This is a genomic window from Escherichia sp. E3659 (assembly GCF_005781135.1).
Classification (GTDB): domain Bacteria; phylum Pseudomonadota; class Gammaproteobacteria; order Enterobacterales; family Enterobacteriaceae; genus Escherichia.
The window spans coordinates 1-25,262 of record NZ_VATQ01000053.1 but is presented as its reverse complement, the minus strand read 5'-3'; the positions used below and the strand labels follow the sequence as shown (position 1 = coordinate 25,262).

Genomic DNA, 25,262 nt, shown 5'->3' with positions numbered 1-25,262 from the left:
TACATTTCTTTGAAGGCTGAGGTAATTTCGCGGGTAGTCATCCCTCTGGCATACAGCGCCAGGATCTGGTTGTCCATGCCGGTAATGCGGGTCTGATTTTTCTTCACCAGTTGTGGTTCGAAGGAACCATCGCGATCACGTGGAGTACGTAATTCCATCGGCCCGTCGGTAGTGGTGACGGTTTTCGTGGAATAGCCATTACGGGAGTTGGTTCCCGATTTGGACTGATTTTTTTCATGTCCCAGATGGTGAGTCAGTTCAGCGTTGAGAGCAGCCTCAACACTGATTTTCTTGAGCAAGAGATCGAACTGACTGAGATCTTCAGGGGTTTTGAGATTTTTGGCCAGTTCGTTAGCCAGAGCCTGCAATTGTTTGTCGTCCATAATTTAACCTTCATTTGATGTTGAATTGAACATATCAAAATCAGGCAATTACACAAATCTATGTACAGGCTCATTATAGACAGTCGTTCCCGTGCGCCAGTGCTTCAGCTGGATAGCCCGGAGTCGGTGACGTATCCACGAATCCAGATCTTTGAATATCTTCGGGGTTTGTGCCAGCCGGAAGTAGGACTTCCAGCCTCGAAGGTATATCCGCATCTGTTCGGCAATCTGGGCCATGCCCTGGCCTCCAACGCGTCTGGTGATGAGCCGGATACGCCGTTTGAACGTGTCGAGCGCCTTCGGAGCAACAGCAATCTTGACGGTGTTTCCTGACCAGCGCCGAAGGCAATAGCCGAGGAACTTACGCCCGAATACCGGACCCACTTCGGTTTTCTTCTCGTTCACGCGCAGATGCAACTGCTCATACATCTTGCGCATCCAACGCAGTACTCGTTCGCCCGCCTTCTGACTGCAAACGTACACGTTGCAGTCGTCGGCGTACCGGGCGAAGCGATGACCGCGCTGTTGCAGCGCCCGATCTACTTCGTCCAACAACACATTGGCCAACAGCGGAGACAGTGGACCGCCTTGCGGCGTCCCCTCGTCACGCGCCATTACCACACCATCCGCCATGATCCCAGCTTGCAGGTAGCGCCGAATCAGCCGTAGCACGGTTTTGTCGGCGATTCGCCTGGCAAGTCGGTCCATCAGAATGTCGTGGTTGACCCGATCAAAGAATTTCTCAAGGTCAACATCAACTACCACCCGGAATCCATCCTGCGCGTACCGCTGTGCTTGTAGCACTGCGTCGTGCGCGCTCCGGCCCGGCCGGAAGCCATAGCTGAACTCCGAGAATGTCGGGTCGATCAACGGTTGCAGGACTTGTAGCAACGCTTGCTGAATGAGCCTATCAGTAACTGTCGGAATGCCCAATTCCCGAGTGCCACCAGTCGGTTTCGGAATCTCCACGCGACGCACAGGCTGAGGCCGATATGTCCCGTTGAGAAGCGCTTCCCGAATGTATGGCCAGCGAGTCTTGAGGTGTTCAACAGTCTGCTCGATGGTCAATCCATCAGCACCTGCACTTCCCTTGTTGGCCTTGACGCGTTTCCACGCCTCGACCATGTTCTCGCGCGAGAGCACCTGTTGAAGCAGGTCCGCTCGCCCCAAGCCTTCCGGGTCATAGCTCGCCGACAGTGCTTCGTCACGCGACGAGACCGCGCGGGCTTCACCCTCGCTGCCCACGATGCGCCCGGGCTTCCCCGGCTTCTGACGCAATGTCCTGTCAAGAGTCATATCTTCTGGCTTTCCTTCTCGTTCGGCCCTTCGTCGGAGTCCTGACTACTACGGCCTCTGCTGACTTCTCGCTCCGTCTTACGACGTTGCCCTTTCAGGCATGAGGCGAGATCTCCCCAGGTAAGAACGCGATCCTTCCCCGCACAACCGCCGGATCTACGCGACTTCGACTTGACCACGAAAGCTTCGCAGTGATGTGCCTGCTCGCCTTGCTCCATCGCGCCTCATATCCGATTCTTGTTCATCGGCTCACGGGTTCATTCCGTGCTTCCTCCCCACGCCCGGTCGCCCTCACGCAGTTGCACTTCCTTTCGCTCGCTGTGGTCAGCTCGCGGGAGGACTTTCACCTCCAAGATCGCGCCCATGCTGGGCGCACACATCCTCCACGCCCTGAATGACGAGGATCCCTGCTACGTTCAGCCTGTCGCCTGAATCATTTCGGTGGGTTCCTGCTTCAACGGGCGGCCTGACTGCACCATCCCTCCACAGGCAAGAACGGCGCGCCCCGCCGCTAAAATGTTACGAGCGCCATTTACATCGGCGTTCCCTGTATATCCACATGCCTGACACTCGAATTTACTTTGTGACGGGCGATTTTCTTTCGCTTTATGACCACAGCACGCGCAACGCTGGCTTGTGTACGCTGGCGGAACAGCCAGTATCTGACCGCCACGCCAGAGCTGCTTGTACTCAAGCTGGCGGCGCATTTCATACCAGCCCTGATCCAGTATCGAACGGTTTAAACCTGATTTTGCCCGGACATTGCGCCCCGGCTGGCTGATCGTACCCGCTGCTGACTTTGACATGTTGCTGACCTTCAAATCCTCAATGACTATCATTGCGTGGTTTTTGCTGATTGTCGTTGTGACTTTGTGAAGGTAGTCCCTGCGGATATTTGTGATACGGGAATGCAGACACTGTATTTTGTGTTTCTGCTTCTGCCAGTTGTTGCTGAGTTTGACCTTGCGGCTTAACTGTCGCTGAAGTCTCGCCAGCTTTTTCTGGTTTTTCTGGAAACTGTTTACAGGCTCAAAGACTGTGCCATCTGACAGCGTGGCAAGTTTAGCCACGCCAGCATCCAGTCCGACCATTGATACTGAAGGGTGAACAGGAGTGGATACTTCACTTTCAGTCTGAATACTGATGTACCACTTACCGCAGGACTGGCTGACTGTGACATTTTTTACAACACCCGTGACCTGACGACTGTTCCGGTAGCGCATCCAGCCAAGCTTCGGCAGAAAAATACGGCTGTTTTCCTGATCGAGCTTAACGCCCTGCGGGTAGCGGAATGCATCATTCTGTCCCCGCTTTTTGAATCGGGGAAAAGCAGCCCGCTTCTGGAAGAAGTTTTTGTAAGCCCGCTCAAGGTCTTTCAGTGACTGTTGCAATGGCTGTGATGGGGCATCTTTAAGCCATTGTGTTTCAGTGGCATTTTTCCACTCAACCAACCAGGAAGCCATTTTCGCGTAAGGGATGTATTTATTACCGGCCTCATGATTCTCATTCTGAAGCGCCAGAGCACGATTGAAAACGAAACGACATGCGCCTGCGAAGCACCTCATTTCACGCTCCTGTTGACCACCGGGTCTTAACTGGAATTTGAATGCTTGTAGTCGTTTCATGGGCCAAATCATACTTTGGCCCATGAAAAAAGAAACCGATATCCGACGCGGAAGGCATTGTGTTTTCCTGAAGCATGTTCACCTGATCTTCGTTACTAAATACCGACGTCAGATTTTTGACTATGACGCGACAGAAAAACTACGCACTTACTTTTCAAATGTATGTGCTGATTTTGAAGCTGAACTGGTTGAAATGGATGGAGAACCAGATCACGTCCATTTGTTAATTACCTATCCTCCCAAACTGGCGATATCCAGTCTGGTAAACAGCCTCAAAGGCGTATCGGGTAGATTACTGCGGCGAGATCGACCAGATATTGCAGTCAGGTATTACTACAAAGGCGTTTTGTGGAGCCCCAGCTATTTTGCCAGTAGCTGCGGTGGTGCACCAATATCCATCATCCGCCAATACATTGAACAACAGCAAACACCTGGTTAGGTGAAAAACCGCGCCTTATATCCCCGCCCTGAATGAACTGACCCCATAAACCTGGACGGGGATATAAGGCGCACTGGATAATAAAAAAGCTGGATATTTTCCAGGCTATAGCAAAATCATTAATAAAATACTGCGGTAAGAATTACTCTACGACCATAACTATTTTGCCTACCTGACCATTGGCCTCCATATAGCGCCGAGCCTCTGCAATCTCGTCGAGCGTGAACGGTTGCAACTGTCCTCACACCTTGGAAACCAGAATGCCACGGTTAAAAAGGCACTGGGCCAGCTTAAAGAGAGCGATTTTCTGGAATACTCCATAGACAAAGAAAACGTCGATTACGTGCTGAATATTCTGAAGAGAAACATGAAGCCATGATCGATGCCTGATAACGTAGTTGCCTGTGTTACCCGGTATAGTGGATATCCTTCTCCTCTCGCTTTGATTTACCTGGTATAGTGTATCTCCACTACACCGGGTGGCATCAGCCCCATTACCCCGATGCAGTCCATTTTCTTCTGCCTTTTCTGGGTGTCTTGTGTGTATTTTAGCCAAGAATGTGATCCTCACCCGGTATAGTGGATCACGTTATTGCCACCATACCTGATAGCATGACGGCACGGTTAGGAAACTTTACCTGGTACAGTGTATCGTGAATGATGATCGGCTCTGATAACGTGATGATACTGAAGTGAAAGCTGTACCCTGTGTAGTGGATCCAGTGAAAGTGCGCACCCGGTATAGTGTGCTTCATGGCTGAATCGGAGTTTGCCGCAGGTAGCCCTGCATCCATCATCATAACAGACACTGTCCGCAGGACTCGCGAGCCGTATGTGGGGTCGGTTTGGGAAATGGAAAATTTTGTACGTTAAGCGCATTATTTAACCACTCCTGATTTGTAATGGCCTGATTTAAAGTCAGTGGTCATCGCATTTAGGTTATCCGATTGAGTCAAGACCCCCTAAGAAATGCCGTATAGTTTTTTTTCACCGGAAACCTGGATTTTTCCGCGCCCAGTAACCACGGGCGCGGTTTCGTAAACGACCGGTTGAGAAACAACGATTTTGATGCTGAAACCTGCCACATAACCCGTAACTTATTCAATGTCATACAAATCAGATAGTTTTTAAAACGAAATACCCTCCATTACTTACAATGTTTTCCTATAAGTCCGCTTTCGGATTTTTATCACAACGCCATGTAACAAAAAATGTAACTGTTACAGTGACTTATCAGTGCAAAGGCACGCATCCGCACCAGACAGTCATCACACTCATTGCACTGATCTTAATCAATAAAAGGTCACATATGAAACATTCAACCACCAAGGCACCTACTTATAGTTAATCCCCCTGTAAATGACGACATAAGCAGTGAACAAAAAAACCTTTACCCCAATACTTAGAGATGCGCCCTGTTACATATCAGATTAAAATTCTTTATAAAATTCCAATCATAGATTTTTGATCTGCTAAGTTGATATTTTTTAGCAAAACGCTCTATCATCGCTTTGTAAAGATACCTCGTGGTAACTATCACCACTGCCCAACAAAGGGAATGATATGGCAGATTCCAGCTTCCAGAATGAAGTGCCAAAAGCACGCGTCAACATCCAGCTCGACCTGCACACGGGTTCTGCCCAAAAGAAAGTAGAGTTGCCCTTAAAACTTCTCGCGGTGGGAAATTTCAGCAACGGTAAAGAAACTCTCCCGCTTTCTGAACGCAGCAAGTTAACTATTTCAAAACACAACGTTAATAGCGTTCTATCCGAGCTTAACCCAGAGGTCAGTATTGATGTTGCTAACACCCTGAGAGGGTATGGACGTCAATCTGTCACTGGTATCTCAGATGCCGAAAGCAAAAGCATAAGGTGGGCGCAGAGATGAAAATTTATCGTCCATTGTGGAACGAGGGGGCTTTACTGTCCCCTCAGCAGTTCCAGCAGCAGGCAGAATGGGAGTCTTTTCGCAGCGCCGGTGCAACCGCACTGGCATCTGCATTCCCCTGGGGTGTGGAAAAGATTGAGTTTAACGACAGTCTTCTTTCATCGGGTCTGATCCAGATTACGCAGTTACGTCTCTGGCTGGAAGATGGAACGCTGATTGATGCGCAAAGAAGCGATCTGCCTCCGGCGCCACGTGAGTTAGATGCCAGTCAGCTGGCAGGTCTTGATGCGGTAACTGTCGTTATCGCACTGCCTCATATGCAGCCGGGCGTTGCCAACGTTGAGCAGGAAGGCATCTTCCCGGATCGACCGCTTCGCTATCGAGAAGAATGGGTGACGTTGCCGGATGCATTTGGGCCTGAAGAAGAATCAATGGCAGTTGCCCGGTTCAATTTCTCCATCCGGTTTGCCCATGAAAGTAATGATTCCTGGAAAGTCTGCCCTGTAGCAAGGCTAATCCGGGACGGACATAATGCGTGGCTACTGGACCCGTCTTTCATTCCTCCCGTTGCGTCATTTTCGGCAAGCCCGGTTCTTCGCGAACGTCTGGTGCTGCTAAATCGCCAGTTACGTTCCCGACGCCAGCGTTTGATGACAATGCGTCGTGAGAGCAACGAGAGACTTGCCGATTTTGCCGTCGCCGACGTTTCCCTTTTCTGGTTGCTGAATGCGCTAAATTCCCACGCCAGGGTGCTGACGGAATACGAACGTTTTCCTTCCCGTCCGCCTGAACAGGTGTGGGCAGAGCTTGCACGCCTGGCAGGAAGCATGCTGACCTTTTCCCTGGACCATGATCTCGACGCCATTCCGGGATATGACCACGAGGAACCCGCCAATACGTTTCCTCCGCTGTTTGACCTGATCTCGGGGTTACTTGAGGCAAGTCTGCCATCCAGGGTCATTGTTCTGGAAATGTCCCGTCCGGACGGCCAAACCTGGAAAGCAAACCTTCACGATATTCGTCTGCGCGAAGAGGCGGACCTCTACCTCTCTGTTCGCTCAGACATACCGGCCTGGCAGGTTGCCGATAAATTCCCGGCACTTTGTCAGGCGGGTTCACCTGATGACGTCAATGAGATCTATGGTGTTGCACTCAAGGGGATCCCTCTGATCCCTGTCAGCAGGGTCCCGGCAGCTTTGCCTGTACGCATGGAAAACCAGTACTTCGCGCTTGATATGGAAAGCCCCGCTGCGCATGAAATGCAGGCGCAGGGCGTGTGTATGTTCTATGTGCCTGAAATGCTTGGTGCACTGGAACTTGAACTGTTTGCGGTATTGCGCTCATGAAACAGGATATCGATATCGACCAGCTGATGACAGAGACCTGGCTCACCGTCACCATGCTGAAGAAAGGCGCCGTCACGCTCAATGGTAGTGCGCTTTACGACAAGTGCGTTAAACAGGTTGAAAGTGTGCGGGAAGCGCTGGGGCGTGCCGGTTATGACGAGGCCAGTATCGGGCATATTTCCTACGCACAATGTGCCTTGCTGGACGAGGCGGTGATGAGCCGTAAGCCTGAAAAGTGCGAGGAAGGAGAAGAGCCGAAAGTTGATGAGGGCCAGGTGGCATGGCGTAAAGTCCCGCTTCAGGCACGATTTTTCGGATCACTTCGAGCAGGTGAGGCTCTGTGGGATAGCATTGCAGAGGTCCTGCGTCAGCCCTCACCGAACCCGGCCGTTTTGACGTGTTATCACCGGGTAATTGCACTGGGTTTTCAGGGGGTGTACGGACTGAAGGCGGTCAGTCAGTCGCAGCGGGATGAAGTCGTCAAAGCCCTGTCTGAGCGATGCTCTCCGCCTGATGCAGGCCTGTCTCTGATTGTTTACCGGATGGGGAAACATCGCTGGAGTCTGATGCGTTCAGTCTGGTTCTGGATAGCGCTTGCCATCATCCTTACCGGTGTTATCTGGTGGGGCGGTCATCTGTGGCTCCAGGCACTCTTGTCAGCACAAATACCGGAGCTACGTAACTAATGCGTAGATCAGTCATTATTCCGGTTGCCCTGCACACCTTTGCAGCTGTTGCCACATTGCTGTGGTTGCTCTGGTATTTCATCCCAACAGGGAACGTGTTTAAAGGCCTGACCACGGTGCTGATCCTCCTGCTGGCAGGCTGGTATGTTTTTAAGAACTACCGCCGGGAGCAGTCGGTATCCGACACCTCCGTTTCAGCTGCTGACCTGCCACTACTCGACACCCAGGGCCCCGTTGTACTGGTATGCGGTGACGGGCTGGGTGCGCTGTTTCAGGGGGGGCCTCTGCGTAAAACAGCTCAGGGTTGGTGGCTCCGGGCCGATGACGTCAGCCGGTTAACGGATGTTGTCCGCAGCATACAGACGCAGTTCCCACGCCAGGTCGGTCAGCTTTCGGTTATGTACCGTTGCCTGCCAGACCATCATCAGGATGAAGCGGTTCTGCGCTCCACATTAAAGACGCTCCGCCAGCAGAGTAAACAAATCAAAACTCTGACGGGTTTCACACTACCGGTTGTGGTGAGTGCCGAATTCTCCGGACCTGAGACTCCGTGGATAATCGTTCGTGGTGACAAGCCGATTGTATGTCCGGTAAATGATTCGCCGCAGGCTTTCATCGACTGGCAGCAGGCTAATGACAATATTACGGCGCTACCCACGATCAGTCAGGCATTTTCATTTATCCGTAAAATCCTGACTGATGAACTTGAGAAACCTGATCGATTAACCCCTCCTGAACGAGCGTTTTCCGTGGCACTCCGCCTCGGTACCGTCCTTCCCGAACCCCAGTCAGTCTGGGCCGACTGGCTATATTCCCGCACCTGTTTGCAGTTTTCCCGAAAGCCTGGGCAGACAGATCCGGTAAGTTTATTTCCGGATGCAGTTCTGCCGCTGCTGGCACCTTTTGCATCACCGGTGCAGGGGGGGCACCGTACCCGTCGCCTGGTCCTGCTGATGTGGGTGTGTGCTCTGACCGCATTGGGTATTTCTGCGCTCAATAACCGTGACCTGATCTGTCAGGTGAGCACCGATTTGCAGCGCTGGAATGCAATCCCGATGAACCACTATCGCCCTAAAGCAGAAGCACTGGTCGCCCTGAAGCTGGATGCGCTCCTGCTTGAACGCTGGCAGCGTCAGGGAGAGCCTTTGCGTTACAGCCTGGGCTATTACCCGGGGCTACGCCTGTGGCTGGCCGTGCAACAGGCTATCGATACCTGGACTCCACCAATACATAAACCAGTACCTAACCAAAAACCAGTACCGAAAATTGTTCGTCTCGACGGCATGTCGCTGTTTGATTCCGGCAAATCGGCACTCAAAGACGGCTCTACCAAAATACTCGTCAATGCACTGGCGGGGGTCAAAGCCAGACCAGGCTGGCTCATCGTGGTCAGTGGCCACACAGACAATACCGGCAGCGTTCAGCTCAACCAGACCCTGTCTTTACAACGAGCGGAAGCCGTTCGTAACTGGATGCGTGATACCTGGGACGTACCGGAAAGTTGCATTGACGTGCAGGGTTACGGTGACAGCCGACCGGTTGCATCAAACGACACGCCTGATGGCCGTGCGCATAACCGCCGTGTCGAGATCAGTCTGGTACCGCAGGTTGACGCCTGTCGTCAGCCAGGCGCACAACACGCGTCACAGGATGTACGTGACTAAGACTCTGGCGGGCAGATCCTTTCTGTCCGCTTTTTTTACTCCGCACAGCGCCTGTCAGACGGACGCTTTGCAGAGCAGTCTCACAATTTATCGGCATGAACCTTATGGGCATCGGTTGACGGCCAGGGGCGGTAGCGTGCCTGAACAAGAGGGAACGACATGGAACATCATTCAGCAGTCCTGCTACGACGACTTACCCCTTATTGCACCAGAGTACTGGAGGGGGCGGCTTTTTTATGTCAGTCCCATGCGCATACAGAAATCACGCCTGAGCACTGGCTGCTGAAACTGCTGGAGCAGGCAGAAGGAGAGCCGTCATGAGCAGTTCCCTCTCCAACAAGGCTACCAGCCTGGTACATCAGCTTTTAGGGCAATCACGGTACCAGGTTGAAGTGCATGAATGCGACCATTTCCTGGATGTGTTACGTTACAACGCCGTTGAATCACTCAGCCAGCCCTGGCGCTATAATGTGGCGGTCACCTGCTCTTCTGCGGATATTGCTTGTGACTCGTTACTGCTGAAGCCCGCTTCATTCACTTTCCAGACCCCCGTGTTTGACGGAACTCCGGCCCTGCCGGTCAGGACGGTATTTGGCGTAGTTGAGTCGTTTCGCCGCGTGTCTACCTCGAATGATGAGACCCATTACGCGCTGACGATCGTTCCCCGTATTGCCCTTCTGGGCTATACGAAAGGGAGCGAGATCTACCTCAATCAGTCAGTCACTGAAGTGGTTGAACAGGTACTGCGTAAACACGGTCTGGAAGGGCCTGATTTTGAGTTCCGGCTCTCCCGCGAATACCCCTCCCGGGAGCTCATCACCCAGTGGCGGGAAACAGACCTTGAGTTTATCCAGCGTCTGCTGGCAGAAGTGGGCATTTACTGGCGCTATGAAATGGACAGCCGTCTTGAACAGGACGTGGTGATTTTCCAGGACAGCCAGCAGCAGTATGAATTTGGTGTCACGCTACCGTTACGCAACCAGGCCGGGATGAGAGACAACGGGCAGGAGAGCATCTGGGATATTCAGACCGCATATAACGTGGTGAGCGGAAGTGTGGCCACCCGGGACTACAACTACCGTGAAGCGCTACAACCTCAGGACAGTATCGAGAGCATTTTCAGCAAAGAAGGGATCACCACCGGAGAAACGTACCATTATGCTGAACCTTTCCTGACAGCAGGTGACGCTGAAAGCCCGGAGACCGGGGCATACTTCGCACGCCTGCATCATGAACGCATTCTGAACGCGCAGTATCGCGTCAGCGGGCATTCCTCCAGCCCTCATCTGGCTCCGGGTCAGGTACTGGAAACTGACGGAGCGCTTCCCGACACCGTGAAAGAAGGCATTGTCATCACCACGGTGCGCACCAGCGGCTCACGCAAAAGTAGCTTTACGCTGACCTTTGAAGGCATCCCGTATAGCGAAACCGTCTGTTATCGTCCGGCGCTGCTCAATCGCCCGGTGATATCCGGCTCGCTTCCGGCCCGGGTGGAAAGCACACAGAAAGGTGACACCTGTTCCTGGCTCGACCCGGACGGGCGCTACCGGGTAAAACTGGACTTTGACCGCAACAGTACTGAACAGGGTTATGCCTGTTTGTGGCTGCGGCTGGCCAGGCCCTATGCCGGTGATACGTACGGCTTCCACTCACCGCTTATCGACGGAACGGAAGTGGCCGTCGTATTTGACGGCGGAGACCCAGATCGTCCCTACATCGCCTATGCCCTGCACGACTCAGAACATCCGGACCCTGTCACCAGTGACAATCATACGCGGAACGTCTGGCGCACGCCGGCGAACAATAAGCTGCGGATGGAGGATAAGCGCCAGGAAGAGCATATCAAGCTCGCGACGGAATATGGCAAAACACAGCTGAACATGGGACACCTGGTCAACAGCCAGCGTGAAAATCGCGGAGCCGGTTTCGAACTGCGAACGGATGAGCATGGTGCTGTACGTGCGGCAAAAGGGCTGTTCCTGACGGCTGATGCCCAGGCCAAAGCCCAAGGACCGGTACTGGAAATGGCCCCTGTGATAAGTCAGATTAACCAGGCCAACAGCCAGATGCAGGCGCTGAACAGCGCCGCTGAAGCCGCCGGAGCCCTGGTCTCTGACATCAATACCCAGATTAGTTTTGTGACCGACAAAATCAGGGACCTCCAGTCTGCGGTCCTGCTGGGTAGCGCTCCGCAGGGGGTGGCGTTTACCTCAGGTGAACATCTTCAGCTCAGCAGTACCCGCAATACCATGATCAATGCCGGTCAACATCTTGATATCGGTGCGATGAAAAATCTGTCGGTTACGGTGGAAAAAGCCCTGGGTCTGTTTGTGCATAAAGACGGGGCGAAGCTGGTTGCCAACCAGGGAGACATCGAGATTCAGGCTCAGCACAACACGATGGCCCTGTTTTCTGAAAAACAGCTGACGGTGACCAGTAGTAAAGACGAAATTATTATCAGCACCCCGGAAACGCTTACGCTGAACGGTGGCGGGTCTTACCTGAGACTGAGTAAGAACGGGATTGAGCATGGCTCCAAAGGGAATATGGTGATGAAGGTAGCGAGCTATCTGGTGCCCGGAAATGGCAGCAGCCTGCCACTGGAAACACCGGACTTTAAAATGACAGACGTTACGGTCACGGCTAAAAATTCCGCCAAATGGAGCAGTGAATAGCATGGAAGGGGATTTATGACAGCAAAGTTACCCAAAATCAGTTACCCCGTACCGTCAAACAAAAATGGCCATGCCTTTTCCTCTGTGGAAGCGTTGTTATCGATGATCGGAGGGGAAAGATCAGGACTGTATCTGGTGGGAAGCCAAGGAATGTGGCATGGCGGTATTCATATTACTGATGCCACCATTCCCTGGTGCGCCCTGAGTACTGACAGTGAAGCTGAGAATGAATATTGTCGTGAGCTTTATAAAGGGGAGCAATTTATTCGTTGTATGGCCGATGGTGAAATCGTTGCCTGGCGGGTATGCAAGGATTACGAGAGTGCCGCGATTGAATGGCGAGGTGAAAAGTTGTTCATTTCGACCTCTTTTGTGCTGGTGAAACATTATATCCAGCCGGCTGATAACGCAGAAAGTGGACTGACGTTTTTTACGCTGTACATGAATCTGGCGCCCTATGCTGCTTATGAACAACAGGGTAGCCAGGCGGACAGAAAAGTGGCAGGCGTCCAGCGCTATTACACCAGTGCGGAAGATGTGCAGACATGCCGCGCAGCCGGAAAACTGAATAAAGACACGGTAGTCACGTTGAGTGACGCTATTGTGACCCGCACCAGCGACCTGCGTCAGTTTACCGAAGTGACCATTATCAGAGAGACGAAAAATGCAGCGGGAGACACGCTTGCAGCGGAAACAAAAGTCTGGACGGTATCAGACAGGGGGGCTCTGAAGGCTGTTAAATCAGCGCCAGTTCCGTCCTGGTGGGAAAAATGTACTCCTGCTTACACTAATGAGTCAGAAGGCGTGGTGAACTGCACTTCGCGTACAGACTGGGCATACTATCTGAGCAGTGACGATGTGCTGCACGATAAAAAGGCAGGCAGACTGACAGCCGATTTCCCGCTTTCATACGAGCCCGGTAATACCGCACAGCAGATCATCCGTCCGGGTAAGGATCCAGGCGATGCAGCAAGAACATTCAGTCTGGTCACTCTGGGCCGGGATAAGGATAAGTTGAAAAAGGACGACCGGGTTTGGGTAGTATCAGACGGCGACAGTCTGACGCCGGTTGCACCAGCAGCATCCGGTAGTGGATCCGTTTTTAATGATGTGTATGTGCCTTCAGCGCCTGTACCGGTCAATGCCGGAGACAGTCTTGGGCATATGGGTTTTTATCAGCTACCGGAAGAAAACGGCAAACGCTCGCGTTACCAGGTGCATATAGAGTGCCTGAGCATGGATGATATGGAAAATTTCATCACCAATTCCGGAAATGCAGGAGAAGATGCACCGGTTTATCTGACCTGGCAAACCAACGCACCCTTATTTGATAAAGGTGAGCGGAGTATGGTTGCGGGAAGTCGAAAAACAAGGGCCCCGGGGATTCTGACGCTGGCAAAAGTCCCTGCCGTTGATGCCAGGGGGAATACACTGACCAGTAACCAGGATGCTGCGTTTTATCAGATACGCCCGGAAGGTGGCTGGTTACCTGCTGCCAGTGTAAAAAAGGTATCGCAGTATGCGTTAGGCGAACTGGGGTTTGTGACGCTGAATAAAGCACCAGTGAGCTTTGACCTGATTGATGGGGTAAAACAACCGGATAACGTGGTGAAGGGGATTCTGGAGCAGTTGTATAAAGCGGCACAGGATGAAAGGCGTACCACTCATGCCCTGAACAAATATAACTACCAGCAACTGCTGGAGATGATAGACAGTAACCAGGACGGGTATTACTCGGAGCAGGAGTATCTTCAGGCGGTCCATAATATCTCTTACCGCGATCGCTTATACCGTGTAATTGCGAAACACGCCAGTGAATGGTACTACGGTAAGGATGACCCGTTGTGGAAAAACTATCTGGATACATTAACCGGGGATGCACCGTTATGGAAAACGTATCTGGAAGCATTTCTGGATAAAATGACGTGGATGAAGGCGGTGTGTGAAAAAGGTGTGGCACTGGGGGCAGAGCCCTGGCATATGCATCCGACTACATTTATGAACATGTTTAGAGGCGCGAAATGTGATTGCGAAGAACTCTATGCTGATAAATTTAAAGTTACTAGATATGGTAGTCAATACGGTCCGGTCTATTGGGGGAGTGTCTCTTTAAATAGCTATAGCCGCTGGGATGTTCTCATTGTTGAAAATAGAATTACGGCTGATGAAAAAACAATACTGATTGCTATGTCTGAGAATGAAGGGAATTTGGATGCAGTGCATTCATATGATAGTGAAGTCATTACAGCGGGAGCGATGCAGAAAACCGTGAAAAATGAACCTGGGCGAGAGGGAAAAGGTGAGCTATCAACCCAATTAGCGAAATTTAGAGATAGTCACCCTGATTTGTATGAAAAATATTCTGTGAGTTGTGGCTGGTCTGTAGAGGGAACAGGAACTTCTGCTATTATTTATTACAGCGATAATATTTTAACTCAGGGGAACAAAATAACATCTTCAGAATTAAAGGTTGTACTAAGGAGAGGATGTTTCGAAAGTAATTTCGGAACAATCGTACATAACAAACCTCTGGCTGCGTTGGTCAAGATTCTGAAACTACCTGAGTATTTAGATATTCAAGTTTTAGATTTTATAGAAAGACTCCACGCAGTCGAAGAAAACACCGTAACTTCTGATGGCAAAAAAATAAAGGATTTCGTCAAGAGTAATTTGGGTAGGGCAGTAGTATTAGATCATTCAGTAAATCGTCCTGCTTATGTTGTTCCTGATTTTCAAAAAGCAATCGAAAACTTCCACGCCAATAATCCTGCTATAAGCTTAGACCCACAAACATGGGGCGTTGAGAGCGGAACAAATGAAAACAAACTACTGGATGAATATAAATTAACAAGAAGAATGACAAATTCTTCTGCTCGGTTTAATTCATTAAAGGCAAAGTTATGACAAGAACTTACTTTTTAAGTATTATTTTTTTGGCTATTTTTACTACGAATATAAGTTATGCTGATATAGAAATTAAATCTCCAGAAGGCGGGCGCTTAATTTTTTCTCAGGAGAAAAAAGGGGAGCACTATGATAATAATTCATGGGGGAAAATCGTTTTTTCTCGCAATGCATATTCGGCAGATCTCAGTCGCAGCGACAGATATTATATAGAAAATGGTTCATCAAAACCATCGCCATCTGGAAAATATCTTATCGTAACGAGTGTTTCTGGAGGGTATGTAGAGTTCGGTGATGGTGAAAAAAAATATACCGATAAGGCTTATTGTAGTGTCGTGGACATGACCAATGGTTGCATTGTTAGTGACTGGGATGGTGAGGCGTGTGGTTATAGTTGGGTGGGTAATAAAGATGTATTAGCCAGTTCAGGTGATGTAAATGCAGATAAATTTGACTTCCAGTCAATGCGCCCGATGATCAACAAAACAATAGATGATTTTTCTGGAATAGATGAAAGAGAGGTGGCTAATATGCTTCGGTGTGACTCTCCATCTAAGGAAAATATAAATGCATATCAAAGAATGGCAAAAGAAAACAAAAAAATGAAAAGGGTTGTTTTAGAATATATTTCTGGATACCTGAGCGGCATTACCGAAAAATCAACAGTAAAAACCAAGTCAAATTTATTTAGCTTGCCAAATGACAATAGCAAAACCAGTGCTTACCTTGTTCCCGGAGATAAGGTAAGGATTATTCAGATATCTCCAGATAATGAATGGGTGAATATTGGATATATCAATAAAAAAGGTTCACCTCTTATTTCTTGGGTCAAGGCTGAGATGCTTGAACAATAAATATTAATTTATTCCGCCCTGTAAACAATAAATTAATGGAGATAAAAATGTTGCAAATTATTCGAAAAGGCGACAAAACCACTCACGGCGGTTCAGTTATGACCTGTTCTGGCACCATGATATTTGGTGGGATTGGCGTGGCACGTAAAGGTGATATGGTTTTCTGCCCGATACCTCTACATGGTCCGACAACCATCATCGAAGGTAATCCTGATTATCTTGATAACGGGATCCCGGTCGCCTTTCACGGCCATAAATGTGGTTGTGGCTGTACATTGATCAGTTCTTTTGCTCCTGCAAAGGTTGCCTGAGTATGCCAGTCCTGCTGGATGCTATCCCTGAAAAGGCGGCGAAGGTTCCACGACCTGATACCCGCCGATGGCTGCTGTTCCTGGCATTTGTCATGTCAGGAGGAATTGCGTTACAGCTCTGGAACTGGACGGCAGAACGCACTGGCTTTATTTTCTGGTTTACTGCGCTGGGATTGCCTTTCTGTCTCTGGGGGCTTCTTTTCTCCCTGCGCAGGTTTGCATACAAAGTAGAGCAGGTGGGGGCTGAGTCCAGGAATGTGGAGCGCGAAGCGCTTATTGATAGCGAAACTTGTCGTGGTCAGCGCTGTGGCTGGATACTCGATACCTACGTTCAACACTTTTCAGGAAATAGTCCCGCTGCACTGGTTAAAGCAGTTAATCATACTGTTCCAGCTTCAGAGACCTCAACGCCACGTGGTTCCAAATCTGCTGTCAGGTATGCAGCCTTACCCAGTTTTCAGACAGCTCTGGATACAGAACTCATCTCTGTCACGTCAACACTCGTCGCCCATGTACAAAAAATTACCGACACCCTTTCGCAGGATATTTCTTGCTGCCTGATGCTGGACTGTGACGACGATATCCGCCCCAGACTGGAGGAGCACTTCAGAAATGAACTCACGACCAGAACCGGGAGGGTCTTCAGACTCCTTGCAGGCAAAGGTCTGGCGGGATTTGATGCCTGGCTGGACCAGTGCTGGAACACACCAGGCATTCTTGCAGAGGTGACGTTTTCATTGCCCGCGCAACCTGATGAAGGTGACGCCGATGCCATTACTCTTATGGTGTTCAGCAACCGTAAGGCTGCTGGCTATCCGGATGCAGTATGCCTTCATCGCCCAGAAAAGGGTAAGGAAGCCCAGCTTGTAAAAACGCTGGACAGGGCACTGTTATGGGCCGCAACAGCCTCTGAGGCACTAAAAACGGCCTGGTATACAGGTCCAGTCCTTTCAGGCGGAAGTGGATGGAATATGGCTTGTGAAGATAATGGGGTGACATTCAGTCTGTCAAAAGACAATCATGGAATTGATTCCGTTCTGGGATATGCCAGCCGCGCCGCCCCCTGGCTTGCTATTATTCTTGCATCAGTGGCATGCAGAGATAATGGCCCACAGGTTATCGCCGCCCAACCCACCGCTGACAAAGACGACGTCTGGATCGCCGTCATCACCAAAGAAGAAGTTCGCAAGGAATCGCCCAAGAATGTCTAAGGTAAAAGTAAAAACACTCATCGGCTCCGTTGTAACTGTCGCCTTTTTCCTGACAGCCATCGTGGCATTTTTGTTTTATGCCTTTCCGGAAAACGTAGCTTCGGCCACCGGCTTCGGACCGTATGACGGCCAACGGATACTCACATTCTGCGCCATACTGGTTGCTGCGATGTTTTTACTCGGCTGGCTGACAGAGAAGGCTTTCGACTTCGCCGGTAAATCTGGGTTGTATTTCCAGTGGGGACGGATAAAGGCTGAGAGCGACACTCCGGTAATGAACACCATTCCCGGTGAAGAAGACGATGATGAACCGGTCTTCAGCGAAGACGCCGTAGCCGAATACCTGCGCTTTCGCTATGGACGTCGCTGGAAGCGTAAAGTGCGACTCCTTCTGGTGATGGGCAACCGGGACGACGTTCACAAAGCTGCCCCGGGCCTGTGTAATGACCTCTGGCAGGAAGGCGACGGCAATGTGCTGATTTATGGCGGTGACGCGCAGTCACTCCCGGATGAGATCTTCCTTTCAAAACTGAAGCACCTGCGATCCGGGCAACCGGTTGATGGCATCATTCAGGTGATGAGTATTTCAGCTCTCCCGACGGATGGCGAACGGGATGCCCTCCTGCGTTACCGTCAGAAAGCCGACCATCAGTTGGGCTGGCAGGTGCCTGTCTGGCTGTGGCTGACTGACAACGCCACCGATGCTCAGCAGGGCGCGGAAACTGCTGCGACAGGGGTCATATTCGGGCCTGATGGCACCGTGAAAGGGGCGGGTGAAGGATTTTCTACACTGGCACTGCATCTGCAAAAAGCAGGTATGGCACAGATACTGAATAATCCGGCTGATTGCGGCCTGCTTCAGTTATCCCTCCGACTGCGGCAGGAGCTGAAAGCCAGTCTGGATGTTTTGCTCGGCGGGCTGATGCAGGGATCTGCGGCCTTTCGTTTACGAGGGGTCATGTTCAGTCCTGAAGTGGCCGTTGTCGGCTCGGTCCCAAACACACGCCCCGACACACTGACCTGGAAAGCCGTCATTGATGACTGTGATGCCGTCAGCGGCAGGAAGCTGGGCTTCGACTGGCTGAAGATGATGCGGTTAATTCTGCTTTCTCTGATTGTCCTGTGGGGGGCCGCTACACTGCTGTCTCTGATCGTTAACCGTACTCAGATTTATCAGGCGCAGGAAACGGCAAGACAGGCAGCGGATACTGCAAAACCACTGGCTGAACGTCTGCACAATCAGCTCGTACTCCAGCAGGCCATTGCCCGTCTGCAACATCGTGAGACGACCGGCACGCCGTGGTACACCCGCTTTGGTCTTAATCAGGACAGCGATACGCTGGCTGCACTCTGGCCCCTGTATGCGAAAAATAACGCACAGCTGATGAGGGATGCTACAGCAGACAGTCTCAGGCAGCAGCTGAATGCCTTTGTGCAACTCCCTCCTGCCAGTGATGCCCGTACGCAGGGCACACAGCATACATATGACATACTCAAAAGTTATCTGATGCTGGCGCGTCCGGACAAAGCGGACGCCGGCTGGCTGGCAAAAAACGCGCTGAAAGCCTTACCGAAACGCCAGAATGTGCCGGCTGGCACATGGCAGAACATCGCACCGAAACTGCTGGGTTTTTATGCGCAAAACCTTCCGGCTCATCCGGAATGGAAAATTAAGCCTGACACTGAATTAATCAGCACGGTCCGTCAAATTCTGCTTAAGCAAATAGGCCAGCGGAACGCTGAGTCCGGGTTATATCAGGAGATGCTTAAGCGCGTGGCCAGCAACTGGCCTGATTTAACGCTTGCGGATATGACCAGTGACACCGATGCCTCAACAGTATTCAGCACTGACGAAGTCGTCCCGGGAATGTTTACGCGTCAGGCCTGGGAAGAGCAGGTACAGGATGCGATTGACGAGGTCGTGAAAACCCGCCGCGATGAAATTGACTGGGTACTGTCGGACAAGACACATCAGACAGGGAGCGATATCTCCCCGGAGGCGCTGAAAGCCCGCCTGACTGAACGCTATTTCACCGACTTTGGTAACGCCTGGCTCAACATGGTCAACAGCATACAGTGGCAGGAAGCCACGTCACTGTCTGAGGCGATTGCCCAGCTCAGTCTGATCGGTGATGTCCGACAGTCCCCGCTAGTGGCACTGATGAACACGCTGGCCTGGCAGGGGAAAACGGGGCAGAAAGGTGAAGCTCTGGCTGATTCGATAGTGGACTCAGCGAAAAAGCTGATCGGTCAGAAAAAAAATGCCAGGCAGTTTATTGAACAGGCACAGGGCCCTAAAGGTCCGCTTGATGGCGTGTTTGGACCGCTGATGGGGCTTATGGAAGGTAAAGAGGGTACCGGTGCCAACGGTAACCTCAGTTTCCAGTCCTGGCTGGCCCGCGTAACTCAGGTGCGGCTGAAGCTTCAGCAAGTCACCAGCGCCCCGGATCCGCAGGCTATGTCGCAGATGCTGGCCCAGACAGTATTCCAGGGCAAGGCCATCGACCTGACCGATACCCGCGACTACGGCAGTCTGGTTGCGGCGAGTCTGGGGCAGGGGTGGAGTGGATTTGGCCAGTCGTTATTTGTGCAACCGCTTGATCTGGCCTGGCGGCAGGTAATTGCCCCGGCAGCGGGTAGCCTCAATGTCCGCTGGCAGACAACCATTGTCGATCAGTGGAATAAGGCCTTTGCGGGACGGTACCCGTTTAAAGCCACTGGCAGCGATGCCTCCCTGCCGCTACTGGCTCAGTTCCTGCGTAGCGACTCGGGTCGAATCACTACCTTCCTGAAAACTAATCTCGGCGGGATCCTCCGCCATGAAGGGAATCGCTGGGTCGTTGATCCTTCCGCAAGTCAGGGGATGGTTGTGAGTCCGGATTTTCTCCGGGCGATTAATCAGCTGGCGGAACTGTCAGATATCATGTTCTCTCAGGGCGATGCGAGTGTTCACTTCGAACTGATGGCGCGTCCTTCACGGGATGTTGCCAGAGTGCAGCTTACCCTCGATGAGCAGAACCTGGATTACTTCAATCAGATGGAAAGCTGGCAAAGCTTCACCTGGCCGGGGAATACTTACTATCCAGGTGTGTCGCTCATCTGGCGTAGTGTAAACAGCGGTATGCAACTCTTCGCCAGTAACCAGGGTAACTGGGGCTTCATTCGCCTGCTGGACAAAGCCCTGATCACTCCACTCGATGCCAGCCGTACACAACTGGTGTGGATCACCGCCGATGGCAATCCTCTGAAGTTCATCATACGCAGCGAGTTGGGCGACGGTCCGCTTGCCTTACTGAAGCTACAGGGATTTACGCTGCCAGCGTCCATTTTTAACGTTGCCGCTGGCACTGAAGGCGTTGAGTAAATATGAACACAGTGAATCTGATAAAGCCCGTTTGATGCCTGAGATGGATACGCCATTGCCCCGGCCCGCGCCATGGTGCTCTGTGGCTAATATTCTCTTTAATAATTTTCAGGAATGCCATGCATGGATGATTTAACCCTTCGTTATTATGAAGCTGAGATGCGCTATCTGCGTGAGGCGGGCAAAGAGTTCGCCCGTGCCCATCCGGATCGGGCAGCGATGCTTAATCTGGATAAACCCGGCGCCCGCGATCCTTATGTAGAGCGCCTGTTTGAAGGTTTTGCCTTCCTGATGGGCCGTTTGCGTCAGAAGCTGGATGATGACCTGCCGGAACTGACCGAAGGGCTGGTGAGTCTGCTGTGGCCACACTATATGCGAACCATCCCGTCGCTGGCCATCGTCGAATTCTCTCCTGACTGGCGTGGCCTTCGTCAGGCTGAACTTCTTGCCGAAGGTTTCTCCGTACAATCACGCCCTGTCGGGCCGCATAAAACCGCCTGCCAGTACCGGACAACTCGCGATGTTCCTCTGCAACCACTGCATCTTGCGGATGCCCACCTTCATACTGAAACTGATGGCCGCTCTGCTATCCGTTTGCGCTTCGAATGCCCTGAAAAAGTGGACTGGAGCAAAGCCGGGATCGACAAAATCGCCATATTCCTCGACGCAGAGAGTCCGATCAGTTCAGCACTCCACCTGGCATTGACCCGTCGCGTTCACGCCATGTACGCCCGCCATTCAGGGATATACACCGAACGTCATCAGTTTGATGGCTGGTGCAAACCCATGGGCTTTGACGACAATGACGGCCTGTGGAAGAAAGCCGATATTGCCTTCAGTGGTTACCAGCTGCTGCTGGAGTATTTTAGCTTCCGTCCGAAATTTATGTTTGTTGAACTGCGTGGCCTCGACACCATCGGGCTCACTGAAGCCAGCTCCTGGTTTGAAATCGACATCGTGCTCAGTGAAGCCTGGTCATCCGATCTGCCTTTTGAAACGGAAAACTTCCGGCTGCACTGTGCACCGGTCATCAACCTCTTCACTCTGGAAGCCGATCCGCTGACGCTTAACCCGCTGGATAACGAATACCTGCTCAGGCCGTTGCGTCTTCAGGATGGTCACACCGAGATTTACAGCGTCGATAATATCCATGGCGCGGTAAAGAATGGCAAACATCCCTATGTACCATTCACCAGCTTCCGGCACCGGGGAGGAATGATGCGCCACGATGCCCCTGAACGTTATTACCACACCCGCGTGAGACGCGGCCCCTCTGGCCTGTATGACACCTGGTTGATTCTCGGGGGGCGTTCGTTCGAGCTGGAGCAGCTGTCCGATAAACCAGAATCCCTTTCGATGCGAATAACCGGTACCAACGGGCAGCTTCCGCGCACAGCGCTGGAAAGTACGCTCCTGGACAGGGTGGCAAAAACCGGCAAAGTGCCCGTCAGGGTACTGAACGTCACCGCACCGACGATACCGCTGTACCCGCCCGCCAACGACCGTTTTCACTGGCGTGTGATGAGCCACCTCGGCTCAAACTTCCTCAGCATGATGGACAATCCGGAGGTCCTGCGGGGAACGCTGGCGCTGTACGACTGGACCGATGATGAAATGAACCGACGTCGGCTTGAAGCTATCGTCGCCGTGAAGCACACCCTGATCCGCCGTTTTGAGAAGGGCTTTATGCTCCGGGGCGTAGACATAGAGGTCACGCTAAACATGGATAATTTTGCAGGCGAGGGGGATGTGAATCTCTTCGGCGAAATGCTGCACCGGTTCTTCGCGCGCTATGCTGATATTCACCTCTTCAACCAGCTCACGCTGGTGCTGCAACCGACAGGAAAACGACTGAGATGGCACGAGAATCACAGCCAGTACGTACCGGGCTAACACTAGTCCTGAGCAAAGATATCTGGCGGGCCAATTTTTATCGTTTCTGCCAGCTGCTGGAGCAGGAAAATCCGGACGCGCCGAAACTGGGCGCCTCCAGCCATCCAGCCAACGATCCGGTCCGCTTCAGGCCCTGGCCTGGTATGGGTTTCCCGGTCAGTACCCTCAAAGCGGTGGAGACTGACGAAGACCACCCGGCATTACCCCCAACGGTCCGTACGACATTTTTGGGGATATATGGCGTGGACTCCCCTCTGCCGACGTCCTGGCTGGACGACATTGCGCAGCGCCGCGAAGGGCACGAGGCAGTTACCTCGTTTCTGGATATTTTCAGCCACCGCATCACCACCCAGTATTATCGGATCTGGCGGAAATACGCCTGGCCGGCCACCTTCGAGGCAGGTGGCCGCGATGCCACATCTCAGTGTCTGCTGGGGCTGGTCGGCCTTGGTATACCGGGCACCGCTGAACAGGTGGCAACGCCGGTTTCACGCTTTCTGGCCTTGCTGGGTACCATGCGATTACCCACCCGCAATGCAGAAGGCATTCGGGCCCTGGTGAGCCTGCTGGCACCGAATACCCAGGCAATTATCACCGAGCCCGATCCGGTTAAGGTCCATATCGATAACCGTAGCGGGTTGGGTACCGGGAACCGCATCTGTCTTTCTCAGCGAGCCACGCTGGGTAAAACGGCAAAGGAAGCATGCAGTCGGGTACTGGTGACGCTGGAGACAGAAGATCCGGAGGAAGCCGAAGGGTGGTTACCTGGTGGTTTTATCCATACCGATTTACTGGTCCTGCTGCGCGTTTATCTCGGCTACCGCAGTGACGCCCGACTGCGCCTCACCGTCCCCGTACGATTGCTGCCTGAGCCACGCCTTGGCAAAGGCAGACGTATCCAGCTGGGCCGCACCGGCTTGCTGGGCCTGAAAGCAGGCAAGCTCAGCAATAGTCGGGGGAGTCTGACCGTCAGTCTGGGCTGCTATGAAGGGTTGCAATGTTCTGCGCTACCGTCCGCTAAAGACGGGCACTACCGCTTCGAATAATCACGTACTCCCACTCTCAATAAAGGAACTTTTGAATGGCAACAGTAACCCGTTGGTGGGCGCTGACGCTTATTGCCTGTAGCCTGCTCGCTGGCTGCGGTCTGACTCAGACTGTCACGGACGGTACGGTCAGCATCACGAAATCCATCTTCTACAAGAAAATCAAAACGCTGCATCTGGATTTTACCCCGCGCACGGCCATTAACGCTGATGGCGCACAGACACCGCTGGCGACGATGGTGAGAGTTTATCAGCTCAGGGATCGTAAAGCGGTTGATGCCGCCGATTACCAGACACTGCTGCGCAATGCCGATACGGTACTTAAAGACGACGTACTGGCGTCTAAAGAGCTGCTGGTGATGCCAAAAGGCAGCATGACACTCAATATGCCCATGGATGAAGACGCTCAGTTCGTGGCGGTGGTGGGATTATTTAACCGCCCGGATCAGAAGGACAACCGCTGGCGCCTGGTGCTGACCCGTGACGATCTGGACCCGGACAACCCCCGCACGATTGAACTGGGTGATGGCTGGCTCAGCCTCGTGCCGGTGAAGGAGTGACGTGATGGATAACTGGTTAGCGCTTTTTGACGGACAGACCCGATATTTTCTGGATATTTTTGACAGCTCAGTGAAGCCGGATGTTCTGCGCTTTTACGGCAGGGAAGCACTGAGCGAACCCTTCAGTTGGGACATCGAGTTCACAACGCTTCAGGCGAATATCCCCCCGGAAGAGGTGCTGATGAAATATGCCTCTTTCCGGATGCGGAGCGGTAAAAGTGTGCACGGCATGGTGACCCGCCTGGAATGGCTTTCCACCTCAAAGGACCAGTCTCACTACCGGCTTACGCTCAGTTCGCGCCTGGCGCTCCTGGGATATACCCGACAGTGCGCGGTCTATCAGAACCAGTCCGTTCCTGAGGTGGTTGAGCAGGTGCTGCGTAAACACGGTCTGGAAGGTCCCGATTTTGAATTCAGACTGGAGCGCACCTACCCACCGCGTGAAATTATCACTCAGTGGCGGGAAACGGATTTGCAGTTCATCCAGCGCATTCTGTCCGAGGTGGGGATTTACTGGCGCACGGAGATGGACGACGTGCGCGGTCTGGATACTTACATACTGGCCGACAGCCAGCTTAACTATCAGTTTGATGTGCACCTGCCCTACAGCGAGCCGTCGGAGTTGTTCGACGGCGCAGCAGAATCGGTCTGGGATGTGCGGACCTGGCACAACATTGCCACCGGCACTGTCACCACGCGTGATTACAACTACCGGACAGCCACCACGCCGATGGATGCTGCGGTCAGCGTGCGTAATGATGCGGTCACCACCGGGGAGCATTACCGCTACCCAGTCCCTTATCGTGATGCGGGTGATGACGCCAGCCCGGAGCCGGAAACCGAATCTGGCGCGTTCTACGCCCGACTTCACCACGAGCGGGAGCTCAACAGGTCGGCCCGTATTCACCTGTTCAGCAATGCGGCACACCTCACACCCGGGCAGGTACTGGAGCTGCAGGGCGATGTCATTACGGCCCTGCAAGAGGGCGTCATCCTCACGCTGGTGACCTTCCGGGGCGCCCGTGATTCCCGTCTGCATGTGTCGGTCTGGGGCCTGCCTTACACCGAACGTTACTGCTTCCGTCCGGCAGAAATCACGCGTCCGCTCATCGCGGGTA

The 25,262-nt window shown here is 52.4% G+C and carries 19 protein-coding genes and 1 pseudogene; 16 read left to right on the top strand and 4 right to left on the bottom strand.

Translation table 11 applies throughout. The features are described from left to right. The 4 genes from FEK47_RS23530 to FEK47_RS23515 form a co-directional block, all read right to left on the bottom strand. Window positions 1-383, bottom strand: a 383-nt coding sequence (locus tag FEK47_RS23530; RefSeq protein WP_138183403.1) for a transposase, incomplete at its 3' end; no start/stop codon positions are given. A 48-nt stretch (window positions 384-431) separates the two neighbouring features. Then, entirely contained in the window at window positions 432-1,679 is a 1,248-nt protein-coding gene (gene ltrA / locus FEK47_RS23525; RefSeq protein ID WP_240727902.1) for a group II intron reverse transcriptase/maturase, read from the bottom strand. Continuing rightward, window positions 1,676-1,858, bottom strand: a complete 183-nt coding sequence (locus FEK47_RS25260) for a hypothetical protein (protein WP_198430934.1) — start codon at window positions 1,856-1,858, stop codon at window positions 1,676-1,678. The genes ltrA and FEK47_RS25260 overlap by 4 nt, the downstream gene beginning before the upstream one ends. A 237-nt stretch (window positions 1,859-2,095) precedes the next feature. Next, window positions 2,096-3,304: an RNA-guided endonuclease TnpB family protein gene (locus FEK47_RS23515; protein WP_138183402.1), complete on the bottom strand. Its 1,209-nt coding sequence runs from the start codon at window positions 3,302-3,304 to the stop codon at window positions 2,096-2,098. 22 nt (window positions 3,305-3,326) lie between these two features. Here FEK47_RS23515 and tnpA point away from each other — a divergent pair, with 22 nt between their 5' ends. The 16 genes and pseudogenes from tnpA to FEK47_RS23430 all read left to right on the top strand — a co-directional run. Continuing rightward, on the top strand, window positions 3,327-3,743 hold the full coding sequence (tnpA, locus tag FEK47_RS23510) for an IS200/IS605 family transposase (protein WP_167854669.1): 417 nt from the start codon (window positions 3,327-3,329) through the stop codon (window positions 3,741-3,743). A 1,563-nt stretch (window positions 3,744-5,306) separates the two neighbouring features. Next, a pseudogene (locus FEK47_RS23495) lies at window positions 5,307-5,573 on the top strand (type VI secretion system contractile sheath small subunit); the annotation flags it as partial. A gap of 53 nt (window positions 5,574-5,626) precedes the next feature. Further along, a complete protein-coding gene (gene tssK / locus FEK47_RS23490; protein ID WP_135487881.1) occupies window positions 5,627-6,976 on the top strand; it encodes a type VI secretion system baseplate subunit TssK in 1,350 nt (449 codons plus the stop codon). Next, on the top strand, window positions 6,973-7,662 hold the full coding sequence (tssL, locus tag FEK47_RS23485; RefSeq protein WP_135488317.1) for a type VI secretion system protein TssL, short form: 690 nt from the start codon (window positions 6,973-6,975) through the stop codon (window positions 7,660-7,662). The genes tssK and tssL overlap by 4 nt, the downstream gene beginning before the upstream one ends. Beyond that, a complete protein-coding gene (locus FEK47_RS23480) occupies window positions 7,662-9,326 on the top strand; it encodes an OmpA family protein (protein ID WP_135487882.1) in 1,665 nt (554 codons plus the stop codon). Before tssL ends, FEK47_RS23480 begins: the two co-directional genes overlap by 1 nt. 159 nt (window positions 9,327-9,485) lie before the next feature. Beyond that, a complete protein-coding gene (locus tag FEK47_RS25170) occupies window positions 9,486-9,647 on the top strand; it encodes a hypothetical protein (protein ID WP_167852321.1) in 162 nt (53 codons plus the stop codon). Beyond that, window positions 9,644-12,001 (top strand): type VI secretion system Vgr family protein, encoded by a 2,358-nt coding sequence (gene vgrG, locus FEK47_RS23475; RefSeq protein ID WP_135488316.1) that lies wholly within the window; start codon window positions 9,644-9,646, stop codon window positions 11,999-12,001. Before FEK47_RS25170 ends, vgrG begins: the two co-directional genes overlap by 4 nt. A gap of 15 nt (window positions 12,002-12,016) precedes the next feature. Then, on the top strand, window positions 12,017-14,905 hold the full coding sequence (locus tag FEK47_RS23470; protein WP_240727908.1) for a hypothetical protein: 2,889 nt from the start codon (window positions 12,017-12,019) through the stop codon (window positions 14,903-14,905). Then, window positions 14,902-15,759, top strand: coding sequence for a hypothetical protein (locus FEK47_RS23465; protein ID WP_135487883.1), 858 nt, complete (start codon window positions 14,902-14,904; stop codon window positions 15,757-15,759). Before FEK47_RS23470 ends, FEK47_RS23465 begins: the two co-directional genes overlap by 4 nt. A 47-nt stretch (window positions 15,760-15,806) precedes the next feature. Next, window positions 15,807-16,070: a PAAR domain-containing protein gene (locus FEK47_RS23460; RefSeq protein ID WP_135487884.1), complete on the top strand. Its 264-nt coding sequence runs from the start codon at window positions 15,807-15,809 to the stop codon at window positions 16,068-16,070. Between the two features lie 2 nt (window positions 16,071-16,072). Then, on the top strand, window positions 16,073-17,281 hold the full coding sequence (locus FEK47_RS23455) for a hypothetical protein (protein WP_135487885.1): 1,209 nt from the start codon (window positions 16,073-16,075) through the stop codon (window positions 17,279-17,281). Beyond that, window positions 17,274-20,645, top strand: coding sequence for an ImcF-related family protein (locus tag FEK47_RS23450; protein WP_135487886.1), 3,372 nt, complete (start codon window positions 17,274-17,276; stop codon window positions 20,643-20,645). Before FEK47_RS23455 ends, FEK47_RS23450 begins: the two co-directional genes overlap by 8 nt. Before the next feature lie 123 nt (window positions 20,646-20,768). Continuing rightward, complete coding sequence (gene tssF / locus FEK47_RS23445; protein ID WP_135487887.1) at window positions 20,769-22,538, top strand: type VI secretion system baseplate subunit TssF; 1,770 nt, start codon at window positions 20,769-20,771, stop codon at window positions 22,536-22,538. After that, window positions 22,502-23,584 carry a type VI secretion system baseplate subunit TssG gene (gene tssG, locus FEK47_RS23440; protein WP_135487888.1) on the top strand — a complete coding sequence of 361 codons (1,083 nt, stop codon included), beginning with the start codon at window positions 22,502-22,504 and terminating at the stop codon, window positions 23,582-23,584. Before tssF ends, tssG begins: the two co-directional genes overlap by 37 nt. Before the next feature lie 35 nt (window positions 23,585-23,619). Further along, window positions 23,620-24,144 (top strand): type VI secretion system lipoprotein TssJ, encoded by a 525-nt coding sequence (tssJ, locus tag FEK47_RS23435; protein WP_135487889.1) that lies wholly within the window; start codon window positions 23,620-23,622, stop codon window positions 24,142-24,144. Window positions 24,145-24,148: 4 nt separating this feature from the next. Continuing rightward, window positions 24,149-25,262, top strand: a 1,114-nt coding sequence (locus tag FEK47_RS23430) for a phage late control D family protein (RefSeq protein WP_138183401.1), incomplete at its 3' end; no start/stop codon positions are given.